Here is a 13,629-nt window from a genome sequence, read left to right as displayed (position 1 = left end):
ACGGCGGAGAATGGCGCGCCAAGACATAATCAGTTCATTTTATGCCATGACCAAAATACATCGAATCGGCTTGCTGCTTTTCCCGCGCTGCATGCCAGCAGGGTTGTTTGCATTTTCAGACTTGCTTAACGCCGCCAATCGCCTGGTAGGTCACACGCTTTTTGAAACTCGCTTTGTCGCGTTGCAGACAGGGTTGGTCGAGTGCGCTAAAGGCGTCTCGTTGCAGGTGAACGAAACGCTTGGGCAGGCTGATCTGGACGCGATTCTGGTGCCCGGTTTCTGGGCTGAATCGGCATCGCAGGTAGACACGATGATCAGCGAAAGCGGGGCCCTGATATCGGCGTTGGCGACACGCGCGAACACCTTGATGCTCTGGAGTTATTGCAGTGGCGTAAGCCTCTTGGCGGCGAGCGGTGGGCTCAACGGGCAGTCTGCAACTGTGACGTGGTGGCTGGCAGAGTCGATGGCCCAGCGTTATAAAAAGGTGAAGTGGCAGACTGAGCAGAACTGCATTGTGAACGACCGTACCGCCACGGCATCTGGCGTGAATGGCTACCAGCCAATCGCACAGGCATTGGTAGAGCGCTATGTCAGTCCGGACGCGTTGCATCATCTGATCAAGTTAATGGTGCTCCCACGCCCCGTGCAGACCCATGGCATCTTTCAAGCCATGAGCATGATCGAGCAGTCCTCGGTGTTGTTGCGCAAGTTGCATGGCCTGGTCGAGCAGTTGCCCGCGCAAGAGATTACGGTGCAGCGGCTGGCTGAGCGACTCGGTATGGCTCAACGCACCCTCGCGCGCAAGGTGATGGGCAAAACCGGGGTTCCGATTGCAACCTATGCGCGCCGTATCAAATTGAATCAAGCCAGCGAACGTCTCATTCTCACCTCATCGTCGGTCAGCGCTATCTGCGCCGAGCTGGGATTCAGCAGCGATTCGAACCTGCGGCGCATGTTCAAGGAGCTTACGAAGCTGACGCCCCTGGAGTACAGGCAGCGGTTCGGGCGCTTATGACCCGGGTTGTGGCAACTGGGTTTTGACCACGTTGACCCCAAGGCAACGTCCAGGAAAGGTGGGCCGATTCATTAAACGTGTCAGTGCCCATCGCTACAGGCAATAATGCCGCGCAATTTTAAATTCAACTCAACGGAGTCCTGCAGCAGTGATGTTCGAGATCAAGCAGATGAGTCCTGAGACCTATCGACGGCAAACGCGCCGCAGCACACTGATCATTGCCCTGATCTTCGTGCTGCTGGCGATGGTGCTGTCCAGCGTTGCCGTGATGCTGGCAGGCGAACCCGGTGGCGATAATTTCCGTTTGAATCTGGGCGGGGTTGTTGCCGCGCTGGTGCTGAGCGTGGCGCTGATTCGGATCAAGTTCTGGTCGCAGCCATGGATGGCACCGGCCGTTTACGGCTGGCAGCTCAAGCGTAGTCTGATGAGCATTACCAACGCCATGCATCAGGTCACCGACGGCGTGCTGGCCGGTGATCCGACGGCGATGAAACTGCTTCGCTTTTATCATCTGGGGTTAACGCAGATGCACCAGCTGGATGGCAACTCCAGCGCCCTCAGCCAGATGGTGCGAGAGATCGACCAACACAAGGTGTGCATGGAGGCTCTGGCAATCGATACCGAACAGTACCAATTGAACCCCGCCTGGCTCGCGGCGGTGAGGAAGGCCGGTGCGGTGAAGTAAACGCCGCGATCAGCGCCTGCACGCCTGCAAGGCCGATGCGACCCGAAGCGGGCGCGTGGATGTGGGCTGCAGCTATGGCGATGCAATTGTCTTGAGCGTATCGAGGTCTGGCGCAGAGCTTGGCGGAGTATCGGGTGCGATAGAGAAAAGGTTATAAAGTAAGATCGTATCGGTATAAATGATTATAAGAAAAATCGCTATGCTGCTGGCTAGATTTTTTGTAGTCGCGCTTGATTTGTAGGTCGTGATAATGGAATTCAGTAATATTGGTTTTGTGGTTGCAGGCTTGGTTGTCGGGTTTGTTGTCGGCATGACCGGTGTGGGTGGCGGCTCTTTAATGACGCCCATTCTTTTATGGTTTGGCATTAACCCGGCAACCGCAGTCGGGACGGATTTGCTTTACGCTGCAATCACTAAATCCGGTGGCGTACTGGTTCATAAAAAGAACAAAAATATTGACTGGACTATTACCGGCTGGCTGACGCTTGGCAGTGTGCCGGCGGTAATGCTTACCCTGTGGTTTTTGAAGAATTTACATACTGACCCCCAAGCGATGAATGCAATCATCAAGCAGGCATTGGGCTTTGTCTTGTTGCTGACCGCGCTGGCCATTTTCTTCAAGAAGCAGTTACTGGCATTGGCCCATAAGCATGCCGGCGATCGCTATCACCTCAGCGGCTCGAGCTTGAACGTGCTGACCGTGGTCACTGGCATGATACTCGGCACAATGGTGGCATTGACCTCCATCGGTGCCGGCGCCTTGGGCACTGTGGCGCTCTTTATCCTGTACCCTTTTCTGGCCACCAAGCGTTTGGTCGGAACAGAAATCGCACACGCGGTGCCTCTGACGCTGGTCGCCGGTCTGGGTCATGCGAGCATGGGTAATATGGATTGGCATCTATTAGGCTATCTACTGATGGGGTCACTGCCAGGGATTTACATTGGCAGTCATTTATCCGGCCGCATTTCTGACGAAGTATTGCGTCCTTGCCTGGCCGTCATGCTGATTTTTATTGGCTCCAAGCTGGTGTTTTGATCCCGCTGCCATACTCACCCCGAACATCGCCCGCATCGGACTGACCTGAAACACATCGCGCTGATTTTCATCGACCGATTGCTGACACTCGGGATCGATACCCTGCCAACGAAGGGTCAATCGATACACATCAAGTACGTATGCAACTCAAGCGCCCAAGTTTCAGCTCAGAGCCAACTCAAAAGATCGAAATTGATCAAAGGTAGGGCGGCTCAGTCAGCAGAGTTGGCTGAGGGCTGTGGTGGTCAGAGATTCCTGTTGTCACCTGAAACGAAAAAGCCCGGTTTTAGTGCTGGGTTTTTTGTATCTACAGCCAAGCCATCACGCCGCCATGCCGTGAGCACGTGCCGCGTCGGTGCTGGCTAAAACTGTAGGAGTTGTCGCGGCACTTGGCGGTTGCGCCCTCTGGTGCACGATCTGACTTCGTGTGGGCAGGGCTGTGTACGGCTCTTCCGTCGCTATTTATGTACGAGCCATGCTCGATCAGCTGCGATTCGTCAGGGTTTACTGCGCGACGATCAATATCAGACCTTGCGAAGGCAGGCTGGAAGATCAAGCAGGCAGTAAGAGCCAAGAAGGCTAGTTTCATTTGGTGACCGATCCTTGGTGTGTAGGGTGGTGGAGTCCGGCCTTGTGCTGGGCTTTGTCATTTTGGGGATTCGTACGGGCGTGATTACCGTTCATTCCTTCCCGCTGGATGATGGCAATTTGGGGCTAGACTACCTTTTTTTCCCTCAAAGGAGTTGACCTGTGTGGCCACGCCACCCTCGCGGCGGCCTGGGTACTCTTTGAACAGCTCGGTGAAAGCCGTGACCTGCTGTGCTTCTCCACCCGCAGCGGTGAATTGCGGGAGCGCCGCGAAGGCGGGCGCCTGGCCATGGACTTCCCGGCCAAGCAGCCCGAAGCTGTAGCGATTCCACCGGGCGTGCTGCAAGCCCTCGGCTTACAACACGCCGAGGCGCTGTATCGCATCGACGACTACCTGGTGGTGGTCGAGGATGAAGCCATCATCGCTGCCGGCCGCATCACCAAGAAGCCGACATTCAATATCACGTCCACCTTACCCTGCGCCCCATCTACCCGCCGCTCCCATACGGTCGAGTAATGACCTCAAGGAGATGACCGTCAGGGTCCTCAAAATACACCCCACGGCCACCGTCGTTCCGGTTGATTTCTCCAGTCCGGTGCTTGCCAGGGTCTGCCCAATACTGCAGCCCTCGATCATGGATGCGGGCGAAGGTTTGATCGAAGTCGTCTTCGCCTATCAAGAAGGCATAATGCTGAGAGGAAATCTTGCGTTCATTCTCGTAGAAATCGAGTGAAACGTTGTTGTTGAGTTGAACGACCAGCATGGGTCCGAATCGGGTGGCGGATTGCAGGCCCAGAACTTCCGTGAAGAATGTTGCTGATTTCTGCTTGTCGCGGCACCAGACGATAGTATGGTTTAGCTGCACGCTCACGCTGCGCCTCCTTTTTCCTCGACCAGGTTTTCGAAATAGGCTGCGAGCCTAATATTCCCTGACGCCCGGTTGTCTCTTGAAAGGCCACCATCGCCTCTGCAACCGCTTCGGGATCTCCTTCGCAGAGTCGTGTTTTCAGGCGGGTGCCGGGATCGCGAAGTTCGCCCGAGCCCACGCGGCAAACTTCGTCGGCTGTCGGCCGGCGACTCTGTTGGCCAGTGTAATTGCGTCGCGCGAATCCGCACCGAGGTAGGTGTGGGCCTCGAAGTAGGCGAGCATCTGCGCGACTTCCCTGGCGCCTGGGAACCAGCCGGCAAAGAGTTCTTGCGGGACTTGCTTGAACGAGAACTTGTGTCCCTGTCGATTCAGCGTGGCGATGACCTCATTGAAGCTCAGGAAGTCGCCGACCAGCGGCAAATATTCGCCGTGCCCCGCGAGTTCCGGCTGCGCGAATGCGCCAACCACGATGTAGCCGAGTTCGGTGATGTCGCCCATATGAATGACGCGCTTGTGCGGATCGAGCGGTATCGCCCAACCCATGGCTCCATCCGCTTGCTTCTGCGCAGCCATTACGCCGAGCAGATTTTGGTAGAAGAACGGCGCGATCACGAATGTGTGGTGCGCGAATCCAGCCTCCCTCACGATGCGGTCGATTTTTGCTTTGTCCGTGAAATGCGGGACATCGAGCTTGCCGCGGCTGATCGTCTCCACGTTCGGAAGCGTCGACCAGATGAAGTGCTGAACGCCGGCATCTTTCGCCGCGTGAACGGCTGCGAGTGCCTGCTTGCGCTCGTCTGTGCCCGGTTCCCGGGAATTGGTTACCAGAAAAGCCCCGTGTGCTCCAGCAAACGCGGCTTTCAGTGTTTGCGGACGATCCAGATCCGCCAGCACGACTTCGTCAGCCAACTGCGGATGCTTGTCCGGATTGCGCGTCAACGCGCGTATCTTGAATTGACCGCTCGCCTGCAGCGCGCGCACAACGGCGCCGCCCTGATGACCGGTTGCGCCGACGACTGCGATGAGCTTTTTGGTGTTTGACATGGCAGTTCTCCCATGAGTAGTTTCGGTTCGGGTGCAAGTCTTCAGGCCGAAGGAGATTTCAGCGCCCCGGCAAGTACGTCGCGCAGAGGCTTGGGTGGCCGGCCGCCAAGGCGCTCGACGTCGCCGGTCACAATGTCGAACGCACCCGCCGCGAAGCTCGCCTGGATGCTGATGGCGATGTTGACGACCTCCACCGGCAGACCCGCCTGTGTCAGTCCGGCGCGCAGTTGCTCTGGCGTGACGACACGGAACGCCAGCGGCCGGCCAGTGATTTCGGCGATGAGGGCCGCGCGTTCCGCACCCGACAGGCGCTCGGGGCCGGTAGCGTTGTAGATCGCTCCTGCATGGCCGTCGCCGATCAGGATTCCGGCTGCGGCGGCTGCCACGTCACCGCGTGCAACGAAAGCAACCCGGTTCTCGGCCAGCCCGGTCAGCACGCCCTGGCTCAGCGACGCCTGCGCCTGCTGCACGAGACCTTCGGCATAGTAGTTCATACGCAGGATGGTCCAGGCCGGCGCCGTGGCGATAAGATGCTGCTCGCCCCGCCAATAGGAGGCGCTGAGCGCCGGCTCCTCCTCCTGCCGCGCGCCCGCGGTCGACATGAAGACGATATGCTCGACGCCCGCCCTCACGGCCGCATCGATGGCTGCGACGTTCTGCGCCGCGCGCTTTCCGGGCTCCAGGGCCGGGATGATGAGCAGACGGTCGAGACCCGCATAGGCCTGCGCAAGGCTTTCGGGTCGGTTGTAGTCCCCGAATCGTCCCTGAGTCGGTCCAGAGACGGTTTCGGGCGTGCGCGTAATAGCCACTACCTCGTGCCCGTCGGGACGCTGCAGCAGTTCCGAAACGACGGCTCTGCCCAAATGGCCGCTGGCGCCACTCACACCGATTTTCATGTCAACCTCCGTCTTGGTCATTTTTTCGCAAGTGCATGCGCAGTTGCGCGTCCGATCCCCTTGTTGCCGCCCGTGACCAACGCTGTGGGCATGGCGCGCGCTTCGGTGGCGAGGGTGATGCTCATGCGGCGTCCCTCGCGCTCTTGAGCGCCTTGGTCCACCACGCGATGTCGTCGAGCAACTCGTTGGCGGCCCGCGCCAGGTGCGGAAAGTCATCGAAGCTCTTGCCCTGTTGCCAAATGCCCAGGAACTCCACCATGCCGATGTGAACGGCATGGCGCACTGGCGCCATCTGCAATTCGATGGTGGTCAGCCGAAGCTGCTCGACCGCGCGTGCCGCGCCGACCCCGCCGTAGCCGACGAATCCGATCGGCTTGCGGATGAATTCCTTGTACGCATAGTCGAACGCGTTCTTCAGCACCGCGCTCGGTCCATGGTTGTACTCGGGCGTGACCACGATCAGGCCATCCAGGGTCGCGAGCTTGTCGGCCCAACGTTGCGCGGCCTCGTTCTTCACCGCCCCCCAGGCCGGCGACATCGGCTCGTTGAAGAAGGGCAATGGGTGATCGCGCAAGTCGATCAGTTCGAAGGCGAGGTCGTCGCGTTGCTTGGCGATCTCGTGGATCCAGAGCGCAGGCTTTTTGCCGAAGCGGCCTTCGCGTGTCGAGCCGATGACGATGCCGATCCGAGGTTGTTGCTGCTGGGTCATGGTGGTTATGGAGGAAGAGTTGGTCATGGCAAATCGATCTCCTTGCAAAACTCGCTGTGCGGAGTTGGGAGCCTCGCGGCTCGATAGCTGAACGGTAGGGCTGGGCCGATTGATTGACTAGCCGGTACAATTGGATTGAACTCGTCCACCCACGCTAGGAATGGCCGGCCATGCTCGACCTCAATGACATCGCCATGTTTGTGCAGGTGGTGCGCAGCGGCAGCTTTGCAGAGGCGGCGCGGCGGCTGGGCTTGCCGCCCAATACCGTGAGTCGCCGCGTCCAGCAACTCGAAGCTCATCTCGGCACGCGACTGCTGCAACGTTCCACCCGCAAGCTCACGCTCACAAGTGCTGGCCAAGGCTTTCATGAGCGTTGCGCGGGAGCGGTCGACGGCCTGCTCGAAGCGGGGCAGGAGTTGATTACGGGCAGCAGTGCACCCAGTGGCCTGGTGCGGGTGGCGGCGCCGGCTGACTTCTTCGACTTCTTCCCGATGGAGTGGGTGGCCGAGTTTCTGGCCGCGCATCCGCGCGTGCGACTCGACTTCGTGCTCAGCGATGCGAAAGCCGACTTGATCGCAGAGCAGATCGACATCGCCTTTCGCGGCGGGCCCTTGCGCGATTCAGGCTATGTCGGCCGTCAAATCTTCGACCCCCGCAGCGACGGAATGGTGGCAAGCCCCGCTTACATTGCTGCGCGCGGCTCACCCCACACACTGCAGGATCTGGTGAGCCACGACTGTGTGATCCCCGCGCATCCCAGCGGCCACGCCACATGGCGTTTGGTAGGCCCGAATGGCGAGGAAGAAGTGCAAGTCGCCGGTCGCTTCAGCGGCAATACCGCGCAGGCACTACGCAAGGCCACCGTGGCCGGACTCGGCATCGCTCTGCTGCCGCCCGCGATGGCCAAGCTCGACGTTCAGGCCGGCGTGCTCGTCCCGGTGCTGCCTCAATACCAGCGCGCCGGCTACAGCATGAGCGTGCTGTATCCGAGCCGCCGGCACCTGCCGCTCGCGGTATCGGCGTTCATCGAGTTGGTGATCCAAAAGATGAATGTGGCAGACGCACCGCAGGTGCATCGACCTGTGCGGCGTCGATAGCGAGTGGCGGCTGGGCCTCTACGCCTGCGTCACCACTACTCGCGGACGACCTGCCCGCCTTCGTGCCCACACAAGTAAGGGCGAACGAAGAACGTCGCTCCTGGACCGTCGTTCGGGTGACGCCTTGGCGCTCCTGCTGAACCTGATCAACCCAACGGCGCAGGGCCGATTCGCCGACGCCGAGTGAACGGCTGGCTTCGATGTAGCTGTAGTTTTGCTTGAGCACGAGGCCGCAGGCCTGGTGCTCGATCAAGGCTATAGCCATATTGAAGCGAGCCGCATCCTCGCGGTACGTGCCATCGGAATGCCTGGCCCAACCAGATTTGTAAATTCCGGTGGTTCTCAGGATGCATAGATCAGCTTTCAGAGGAAATGATTGAGTCGTGACTGGATTCAGCCGCCAGCTTCAATCGGTCAGCTTTACTAATGTATTTAGACTTGTTTGGCGGTGCCAATTTGGCACTGGCCTTTTTTGCGTGAGCCTTTAATAACTGCTTTATTTTTTTACGACGATTCATAAGTTTCTACTCGGCTTGTAAATTCTTGAATGATATCAGCTTAAAATATTGAAACAGATCCCTGTAGCACGCTCTTAGTGAATCGCCCCTGGTTTCCTGGACGCCTCCGAATGACCTTTTGGGCCGATAGCTGCCTGTCGTAAAGGGCATCTATTGACCCAAAATTGTCATTTCCGCATGTGGCGAGCTTTTCGGTTTACTAATCGAATTTATGTGAATATGGTATTAGTGCTATGTGATTGGCGCGCTTTATCGATTAATCGTTGAAAGGTAATTTGCATCTCGGCGATATCAAATCGAGAGCAAGCCATGATTCAGAGTTTCATCCGCAAAAGCATGCCCGCCACTGCAAAGGCCGGCAGTCTTTGTTTCGCGCTAGGTGCCAGTGCGTTTGTCAGCGCTGACGGTCACCCCCCGCTGATCATCAAGGATCAGGGCAGCCTCATTGCCGGCGGTGGGTTGATCACCCAGCCGGGAACCTTCGACCCCTACAAACCGTTGATGCCCGATGGCCAGACCTTTCACGGCGACCATGTGTATGCGTTCTATCAGGTTCCCGTCGACGCTCGTCCGCTGCCGATTCTCATGCTGCATGGCGCGGGGCAGTCCGCGAAGTCCTGGGAGACAACGGCCGACGGCCGTGAAGGGTTCCAGAACATTTTCCTGCGGCGAGGATTCTCCACGTACCTGATCGACCAGCCGCGCCGTGGCGATGCGGGACGCAGCCTGGTTGAAATGACGATCAAACCAGTGCCGGATGAGCAGCTGTGGTTCAATCAATTCCGCATCGGCCTGTGGCCCGAGAGCTTCGAAGGCAGCCAGTTTCCACGTGGGCAGGCGGCGCTGGAGCAGTTCTTTCGGTCGATGACGCCCAACACCGGGCCTTACGACATTGACGTGGTATCCAATGGCGTTTCCGCTCTGCTGGAAAAGACGGGGCCGGCCATTTTGTTTACCCATTCTCAGGGCGGCGGCCCCGGTTGGCTGGCGGCGATCAAAAGCCCTAACGTGCGGGCCATCGTAGCGTTCGAACCGGGCAGCAGTTTCGTGTTTCCAGAGGGGGAGGTGCCCGCGCCGATTGCCAGCGCGTTCGACACGCTCTCGGCTCAGGCCGTATCGGCGGAACAGTTCAAAGCACTGACCCAAATCCCCATCGTTATTTTCTACGGCGACAACATCCCCGACCAACCGGTTCGGTTGCCGGCCCAGGACAGTTGGCGTGCGCGGCTCGAGATGGCGCGCCTGTGGCGCGATACGGTGAATCGCCATGGCGGTGACGTCACGCTCGTTCACCTGCCGGAGATCGGTATCAAGGGCAATAGCCACTTTCCTTTTTCGGATATGAACAACGTCGAGATCGCTGATCTGGTTTCGCAGTTTCTCGCTGAAAAAAATCTGGATTGACCAAGCGCGTGGCGATATCGGCCACCCCTCTCACAAACTTGAAATGTCAGGAGTATTCCTATGATGCGAACCACGCTGAAGGCCACATTGATGGCTGCCATGATCGGGATGTCGGGCGTCGAAGCCGAGGCTGCGGACTACAAGCAGAATCCATTCACTTTGACCTACGGTGGAGCGCTGACCAGGAACGAACCGGGTAAGGTCAATATCCATCCGGTCACCTACAAACTGGATGGCCTGGACATTGCCGCCAACGTTTACACCCCGGCGAACTATGATGCGGCGAAAAAATACCCGGTCGTCGTTGTGGCGCACCCCAATGGTGGGGTGAAGGAGCAGGTCGCGGGCCTGTATGCCCAGCGTCTGGCGGATCAGGGCTACATCACGATCACGGCGGATGCGGCGTATCAAGGGGCCAGTGGTGGTGAGCCGCGCAATGTGGACAAACCGGCGCATCGCATCGAAGACATCCATGGCATGGCTGACTTCATTGCCGGTTATCCCGGCGTCGACAGCAAGCGTCTGGGCTTGCTGGGTATCTGCGGTGGTGGCGGTTATTCATTGGCGGCGGCGCAAACCGACAAGCGCTTCCAGTCGATTGCGACCTTGAGCATGTTCAACTCCGGGCTGGTTCGCCGTAATGGCTACCAGGATTCGCAGCTGTCGACGATTCAGGAACGCTTGCAGCAGGCGTCGGCGGCCCGCGCCCAGGAAGCGGCGGGTGGGGAAGTTCTCTACGTCGGTGATGTCAAACTGACCGATGAACAGATCGCCAAGCTGCCGTTTGATCTGTATCGACAGGGCTTCGAGTATTACGGCAAGACCCACGCTCACCCCAACTCGACTTTCCGTTACACCCAGAGCAGCCTGATGGACCTGATGAGCTTCGATGCCACGGATCAGATCGAGCTGATCGACAAGCCGTTGCTGATGATCGCGGGCAGCAAGGCCGACAGCCTGTACATGTCGCAACAAGCCTTTGCCAAGGCCACCGGTACCCAGGACAAAAAACTTTTCATCATCGATGGCGCGACGCATATCGACACCTACTGGGTGCCTGCGTATGTGGACGTCGCAATGGGCCAGTTGACCGCGTTTTACGCCAGAACGCTCTGACTTGAAGGGGTACGTCCTCATGAAGAACACCTTGATAGGCATCGCGGTGTGCGCCGCGGCCCCCTTTGCCGACGCCGCCGGTGCAGACAATGCCAGTGAGTCCCGGACCGCGCAGCAGATCAGCCGGGCGGGCACTCAGGCGGCGGTTGCGGGACCTACGGATTATTTCACCGGGCGGGTACGTGTCGATCCTTTGTTTCCCGCCACGGACGAGATCAATGCTTCCGGCGCTTATGTTAGCTTCGAACCAGGCGCGCGCTCGGCCTGGCATACCCACCCCGCAGGACAGCGACTGGTGGTGACTTCCGGCGTGGGACTGGTCCAGGAATGGGGCAAGCCGATGCAGCAAATCCGCCCGGGTGACGTGATCGTCTGCCCTCCGGGCGTCAAGCACTGGCATGGCGCTGCTGCGACGAGCGCCATGACGCACCTGGCCGTGACTGGCTCGGTGGATGGCAAGAGTGTGCAATGGCTGGAGAAAGTGACTGACGAGCAATACAACGCCCAAGGTTCGCAGGCACCGAAAGCCGTGCCGGCGACCCAACCGGTGTCCGAGACGCTGTCCGCCAGGCAACAGGCCATCCCGTTGATGGCCGCCGCCATGGCCACGAGCAACATGTCCGGGCTCAATACCGCGTTGAATCAGGGGCTGGATGCGGGCCTGACGGTCAGCGAGGCGAAGGAAATTCTGGTGCAACTCTACGCCTACAGCGGTTTTCCACGCAGTCTCAATGCACTCGGCGAGCTGATGAGTGTGGTCCAGGTACGCAAGCAACGCGGCGTTCAGGACGATCCGGGGCGCGAGCCCGGTCGGGTCATTCCCGTCGGCGATGAACTCCTGGCAGCAGGCAAAGCCAATCAGACGCGAATCGCCGGTGCGCCTGTTCAGGGCCCGCTGTTCGACTTCGTTCCGGTCATCAACCAGTACTTGCAGGTGCATCTGTTCGGCGACATCTTCGAGCGTGACAACCTGGACTGGCAAAGTCGTGAGCTGGCGACGGTTGCAGCGCTGGCGGTCACACCTGGCGTGGAGGCACAACTCCGTTCGCACATGGCTGCCAGTCTACGGGTCGGTTTGACAGCTTCACAGTTGCGTCAACTGATCCAACTGCTGGCCGACCAAGGTGATGCTGCTGCGGCCAAGCGTGCCGGCGAAGCATTGGACACCCTCCAGGCCAATCAACCCAAGTAGCGCAAGGCTTCGCGCAGCAACGTGAAAGCCGGTGAACTCTGGCGCCGGCTCGGATAGTAGAGGTGGTAGCCAGAGAACGGTTCGCACCAATTTTCGAGTACGCGAATCAATCGACCCTGCGCAACATGTGCCTGCACCAGGTCCTCCGGCATATAGGCCAAACCCAACCCTTGGAGGGCGGCCTCCAGGCGCATGGCGATGTTGTTGAACACCAGCTGGCCTTCGACCCGAACGTTCAGTTCTTGCCCGTCTTTCTCGAACTCCCAGAGAAAGAGACCGCCGTAAGTCGGCATGCGCAGGGTGATGCAGTTGTGCACCATGAGGTCACTCGGGGTGACCGGCTTGGGATATCGGGTGAAATACGCCGGGGAGCCAACCACCGCCATCCGCATGTCAGGGCCGATGCGCATCGCGATCATGTCCTTGGCTACTTGCTGACCTAACCGTACGCCGGCGTCGAACCCCTCCGCCACGATGTCGGTCAGGCCGTAGTCGACGATGATTTCGATATTGAGATCGGGATTGTCGGGCAGCAGTTTCGCTAGCACCGGATGCAACAGCGTGATCGCCGAGTGCTCACCCGCCGTGATGCGCAATTTGCCGGCCGGTTTGTCGCGGAATTCGCTGAGCAAGGCCAGTTCACTGTCGATTTCTTCAAACCGGGGGGCGATCACCCGCAGCAAATGCTCGCCAGCTTCGGTGGGGGAGACGCTGCGAGTGGTGCGGGCAAGCAACCTGACCCCCAGTTGCTCCTCCAATTGACGCATTGCCCGGCTCAAGGCCGGTTGAGACATGCCGAGCCTGGCGGCGGCGCGGGTGAAACTGCGGTCTTGGGCCACGGCCGAGAAGATTGCGAGTTGATCATAGCTTGCGACGGTCATTTATATGCCCCTGTTATAAACAGTCTGCGATTATGCCATCTGGGCGATTGATCGCCCGGTAGCCAAGCGAGCGAAGAATAAAATATACCGACCGTGACTATCCGCTTTTGGCTGTGGATTCAACCGGTCGATGCAACACTACTAAATTCTGCGTAAGCGGAAGGAATGTTGCAGATGAAGCAGAGACCTCGGATCTATTACACCGAAAGCCAGAAAAAACTGATGTGGGATCACTGGCGCAAAGGCGACTCTCCCCAGCAGATCGCCCAACTATTTGAACGAAACCACTCATCGATACAACGCATCTTGGCGGAGACAGGGGGATCAGGCCCGCTGTACGCCGCAGGTCCGGATTGGCGCTGACGTTGGCTGAACGCGAAGAGATTCCGCGTGCAGTGGTGGCAGGTAACTCGATCCGCTCCATAGCCGCGCCAACTGGTTGAGGCCGCCCGAACTCTGGAGGAGGCCGGGGCCGCGATGCTGTTGGTGGAATGCCTGCCCAGTCCTTTGGCCGAACAGATCAGCCAGGCGGTGCGCATCCCGGTCATAGGTATCGGCGCACCCATGTGATCGGCGCGC

14 protein-coding genes and 4 pseudogenes are annotated in these 13,629 nt (G+C 58.9%); 10 read left to right on the top strand and 8 right to left on the bottom strand.

The window, feature by feature from the left end:
* Nucleotides 1-10 precede the first annotated feature (10 nt).
* The 3 genes from AC07W5_RS19215 (at nucleotide 11) to AC07W5_RS19205 (ending at nucleotide 2,736) form a co-directional block, all read left to right on the top strand.
* The gene (locus AC07W5_RS19215) at nucleotides 11-1,015 is read left to right on the top strand and encodes a GlxA family transcriptional regulator (protein WP_495024111.1); all 1,005 of its coding nucleotides are present in this window, start codon (nucleotides 11-13) and stop codon (nucleotides 1,013-1,015) included.
* A gap of 151 nt (nucleotides 1,016-1,166) precedes the next feature.
* The gene (locus AC07W5_RS19210; RefSeq protein ID WP_495012411.1) at nucleotides 1,167-1,700 is read left to right on the top strand and encodes a DUF3087 domain-containing protein; all 534 of its coding nucleotides are present in this window, start codon (nucleotides 1,167-1,169) and stop codon (nucleotides 1,698-1,700) included.
* Nucleotides 1,701-1,950: 250 nt separating this feature from the next.
* Nucleotides 1,951-2,736, top strand: coding sequence for a sulfite exporter TauE/SafE family protein (locus tag AC07W5_RS19205; protein ID WP_494993014.1), 786 nt, complete (start codon nucleotides 1,951-1,953; stop codon nucleotides 2,734-2,736).
* A 307-nt stretch (nucleotides 2,737-3,043) separates the two neighbouring features.
* Here the strand turns inward: AC07W5_RS19205 and AC07W5_RS19200 are convergent, their stop codons facing one another.
* Complete coding sequence (locus tag AC07W5_RS19200) at nucleotides 3,044-3,325, bottom strand: DUF3761 domain-containing protein (RefSeq protein ID WP_495012412.1); 282 nt, start codon at nucleotides 3,323-3,325, stop codon at nucleotides 3,044-3,046.
* Nucleotides 3,326-3,478: 153 nt separating this feature from the next.
* Between AC07W5_RS19200 and AC07W5_RS19195 the strand changes: the two are divergent.
* Nucleotides 3,479-3,781: pseudogene (locus AC07W5_RS19195) on the top strand (PhzF family phenazine biosynthesis protein); the annotation flags it as partial.
* A gap of 31 nt (nucleotides 3,782-3,812) precedes the next feature.
* Here the strand turns inward: AC07W5_RS19195 and AC07W5_RS19190 are convergent.
* The 4 genes from AC07W5_RS19190 to AC07W5_RS19175 form a co-directional block, all read right to left on the bottom strand.
* Nucleotides 3,813-4,196 carry a VOC family protein gene (locus AC07W5_RS19190; RefSeq protein WP_495024110.1) on the bottom strand — a complete coding sequence of 128 codons (384 nt, stop codon included), beginning with the start codon at nucleotides 4,194-4,196 and terminating at the stop codon, nucleotides 3,813-3,815.
* A 135-nt stretch (nucleotides 4,197-4,331) separates the two neighbouring features.
* Nucleotides 4,332-5,237, bottom strand: a complete 906-nt coding sequence (locus tag AC07W5_RS19185) for an NmrA/HSCARG family protein (RefSeq protein ID WP_495024109.1) — start codon at nucleotides 5,235-5,237, stop codon at nucleotides 4,332-4,334.
* A 41-nt stretch (nucleotides 5,238-5,278) separates the two neighbouring features.
* Nucleotides 5,279-6,133: an SDR family oxidoreductase gene (locus AC07W5_RS19180; RefSeq protein WP_495024108.1), complete on the bottom strand. Its 855-nt coding sequence runs from the start codon at nucleotides 6,131-6,133 to the stop codon at nucleotides 5,279-5,281.
* 121 nt (nucleotides 6,134-6,254) lie between these two features.
* Nucleotides 6,255-6,869, bottom strand: a complete 615-nt coding sequence (locus AC07W5_RS19175; RefSeq protein ID WP_495012416.1) for an NADPH-dependent FMN reductase — start codon at nucleotides 6,867-6,869, stop codon at nucleotides 6,255-6,257.
* A 143-nt stretch (nucleotides 6,870-7,012) separates the two neighbouring features.
* On the opposite strand from AC07W5_RS19175, the gene AC07W5_RS19170 reads away from it, so the two are divergent.
* Nucleotides 7,013-7,939 (top strand): LysR family transcriptional regulator, encoded by a 927-nt coding sequence (locus AC07W5_RS19170; RefSeq protein WP_495012417.1) that lies wholly within the window; start codon nucleotides 7,013-7,015, stop codon nucleotides 7,937-7,939.
* Between the two features lie 115 nt (nucleotides 7,940-8,054).
* Here the strand turns inward: AC07W5_RS19170 and AC07W5_RS19165 are convergent.
* Both AC07W5_RS19165 and AC07W5_RS19160 read right to left on the bottom strand, forming a co-directional pair.
* Nucleotides 8,055-8,204, bottom strand: a pseudogene (locus AC07W5_RS19165) (transposase); the annotation flags it as partial.
* Between the two features lie 91 nt (nucleotides 8,205-8,295).
* A complete protein-coding gene (locus AC07W5_RS19160; RefSeq protein WP_495012418.1) occupies nucleotides 8,296-8,457 on the bottom strand; it encodes a DUF2986 domain-containing protein in 162 nt (53 codons plus the stop codon).
* 309 nt (nucleotides 8,458-8,766) lie between these two features.
* Here AC07W5_RS19160 and AC07W5_RS19155 point away from each other — a divergent pair, with 309 nt between their 5' ends.
* Genes AC07W5_RS19155 through AC07W5_RS19145 form a run of 3 tightly spaced genes read left to right on the top strand, consistent with a single transcriptional unit; the run spans nucleotide 8,767 to nucleotide 12,169 of the window.
* A complete protein-coding gene (locus AC07W5_RS19155; RefSeq protein WP_495012419.1) occupies nucleotides 8,767-9,861 on the top strand; it encodes an alpha/beta hydrolase in 1,095 nt (364 codons plus the stop codon).
* A 60-nt stretch (nucleotides 9,862-9,921) separates the two neighbouring features.
* On the top strand, nucleotides 9,922-10,977 hold the full coding sequence (locus AC07W5_RS19150; RefSeq protein ID WP_494993012.1) for an alpha/beta hydrolase: 1,056 nt from the start codon (nucleotides 9,922-9,924) through the stop codon (nucleotides 10,975-10,977).
* Nucleotides 10,978-10,996: 19 nt separating this feature from the next.
* Entirely contained in the window at nucleotides 10,997-12,169 is a 1,173-nt protein-coding gene (locus AC07W5_RS19145; RefSeq protein ID WP_495012420.1) for a (R)-mandelonitrile lyase, read from the top strand.
* Here AC07W5_RS19145 and AC07W5_RS19140 read toward each other — a convergent pair.
* On the bottom strand, nucleotides 12,157-13,050 hold the full coding sequence (locus AC07W5_RS19140; RefSeq protein ID WP_494993010.1) for a LysR family transcriptional regulator: 894 nt from the start codon (nucleotides 13,048-13,050) through the stop codon (nucleotides 12,157-12,159). The genes AC07W5_RS19145 and AC07W5_RS19140 overlap by 13 nt on opposite strands.
* Nucleotides 13,051-13,224: 174 nt before the next feature.
* Between AC07W5_RS19140 and AC07W5_RS19135 the strand changes: the two are divergent.
* Nucleotides 13,225-13,478, top strand: a pseudogene (locus AC07W5_RS19135) (IS30 family transposase); the annotation flags it as partial.
* Between the two features lies 1 nt (nucleotide 13,479).
* Nucleotides 13,480-13,611 (top strand): annotated as a pseudogene (locus tag AC07W5_RS19130) (3-methyl-2-oxobutanoate hydroxymethyltransferase); the annotation flags it as partial.
* Between the last annotated feature and the right edge of the window lie 18 nt (nucleotides 13,612-13,629).

The organism is Pseudomonas sp. GW821-FHT01E05 (assembly GCF_059422425.1).
Note: the sequence above shows the minus strand (reverse complement) of the source record. Positions and strands in the feature narration are given on the sequence as shown.

Bases quoted from the DNA above. Each gene is read 5' to 3' on its own strand.
- AC07W5_RS19170 (WP_495012417.1), top strand. From the start codon at position 7,013: ATGCTCGACCTCAATGACATCGCCATGTTTGTGCAGGTGGTGCGCAGC.
- AC07W5_RS19155 (WP_495012419.1), top strand. From the start codon at position 8,767: ATGATTCAGAGTTTCATCCGCAAAAGCATGCCCGCCACTGCAAAGGCC.
- AC07W5_RS19200 (WP_495012412.1), bottom strand. From the start codon at position 3,325: ATGAAACTAGCCTTCTTGGCTCTTACTGCCTGCTTGATCTTCCAGCCT.
- AC07W5_RS19185 (WP_495024109.1), bottom strand. From the start codon at position 5,237: ATGTCAAACACCAAAAAGCTCATCGCAGTCGTCGGCGCAACCGGTCAT.
- AC07W5_RS19215 (WP_495024111.1), top strand. From the start codon at position 11: ATGGCGCGCCAAGACATAATCAGTTCATTTTATGCCATGACCAAAATA.
- AC07W5_RS19145 (WP_495012420.1), top strand. From the start codon at position 10,997: ATGAAGAACACCTTGATAGGCATCGCGGTGTGCGCCGCGGCCCCCTTT.
- AC07W5_RS19205 (WP_494993014.1), top strand. From the start codon at position 1,951: ATGGAATTCAGTAATATTGGTTTTGTGGTTGCAGGCTTGGTTGTCGGG.
- AC07W5_RS19180 (WP_495024108.1), bottom strand. From the start codon at position 6,133: ATGAAAATCGGTGTGAGTGGCGCCAGCGGCCATTTGGGCAGAGCCGTC.
- AC07W5_RS19160 (WP_495012418.1), bottom strand. From the start codon at position 8,457: ATGAATCGTCGTAAAAAAATAAAGCAGTTATTAAAGGCTCACGCAAAA.
- AC07W5_RS19175 (WP_495012416.1), bottom strand. From the start codon at position 6,869: ATGACCAACTCTTCCTCCATAACCACCATGACCCAGCAGCAACAACCT.
- AC07W5_RS19140 (WP_494993010.1), bottom strand. From the start codon at position 13,050: ATGACCGTCGCAAGCTATGATCAACTCGCAATCTTCTCGGCCGTGGCC.
- AC07W5_RS19210 (WP_495012411.1), top strand. From the start codon at position 1,167: ATGTTCGAGATCAAGCAGATGAGTCCTGAGACCTATCGACGGCAAACG.
- AC07W5_RS19150 (WP_494993012.1), top strand. From the start codon at position 9,922: ATGATGCGAACCACGCTGAAGGCCACATTGATGGCTGCCATGATCGGG.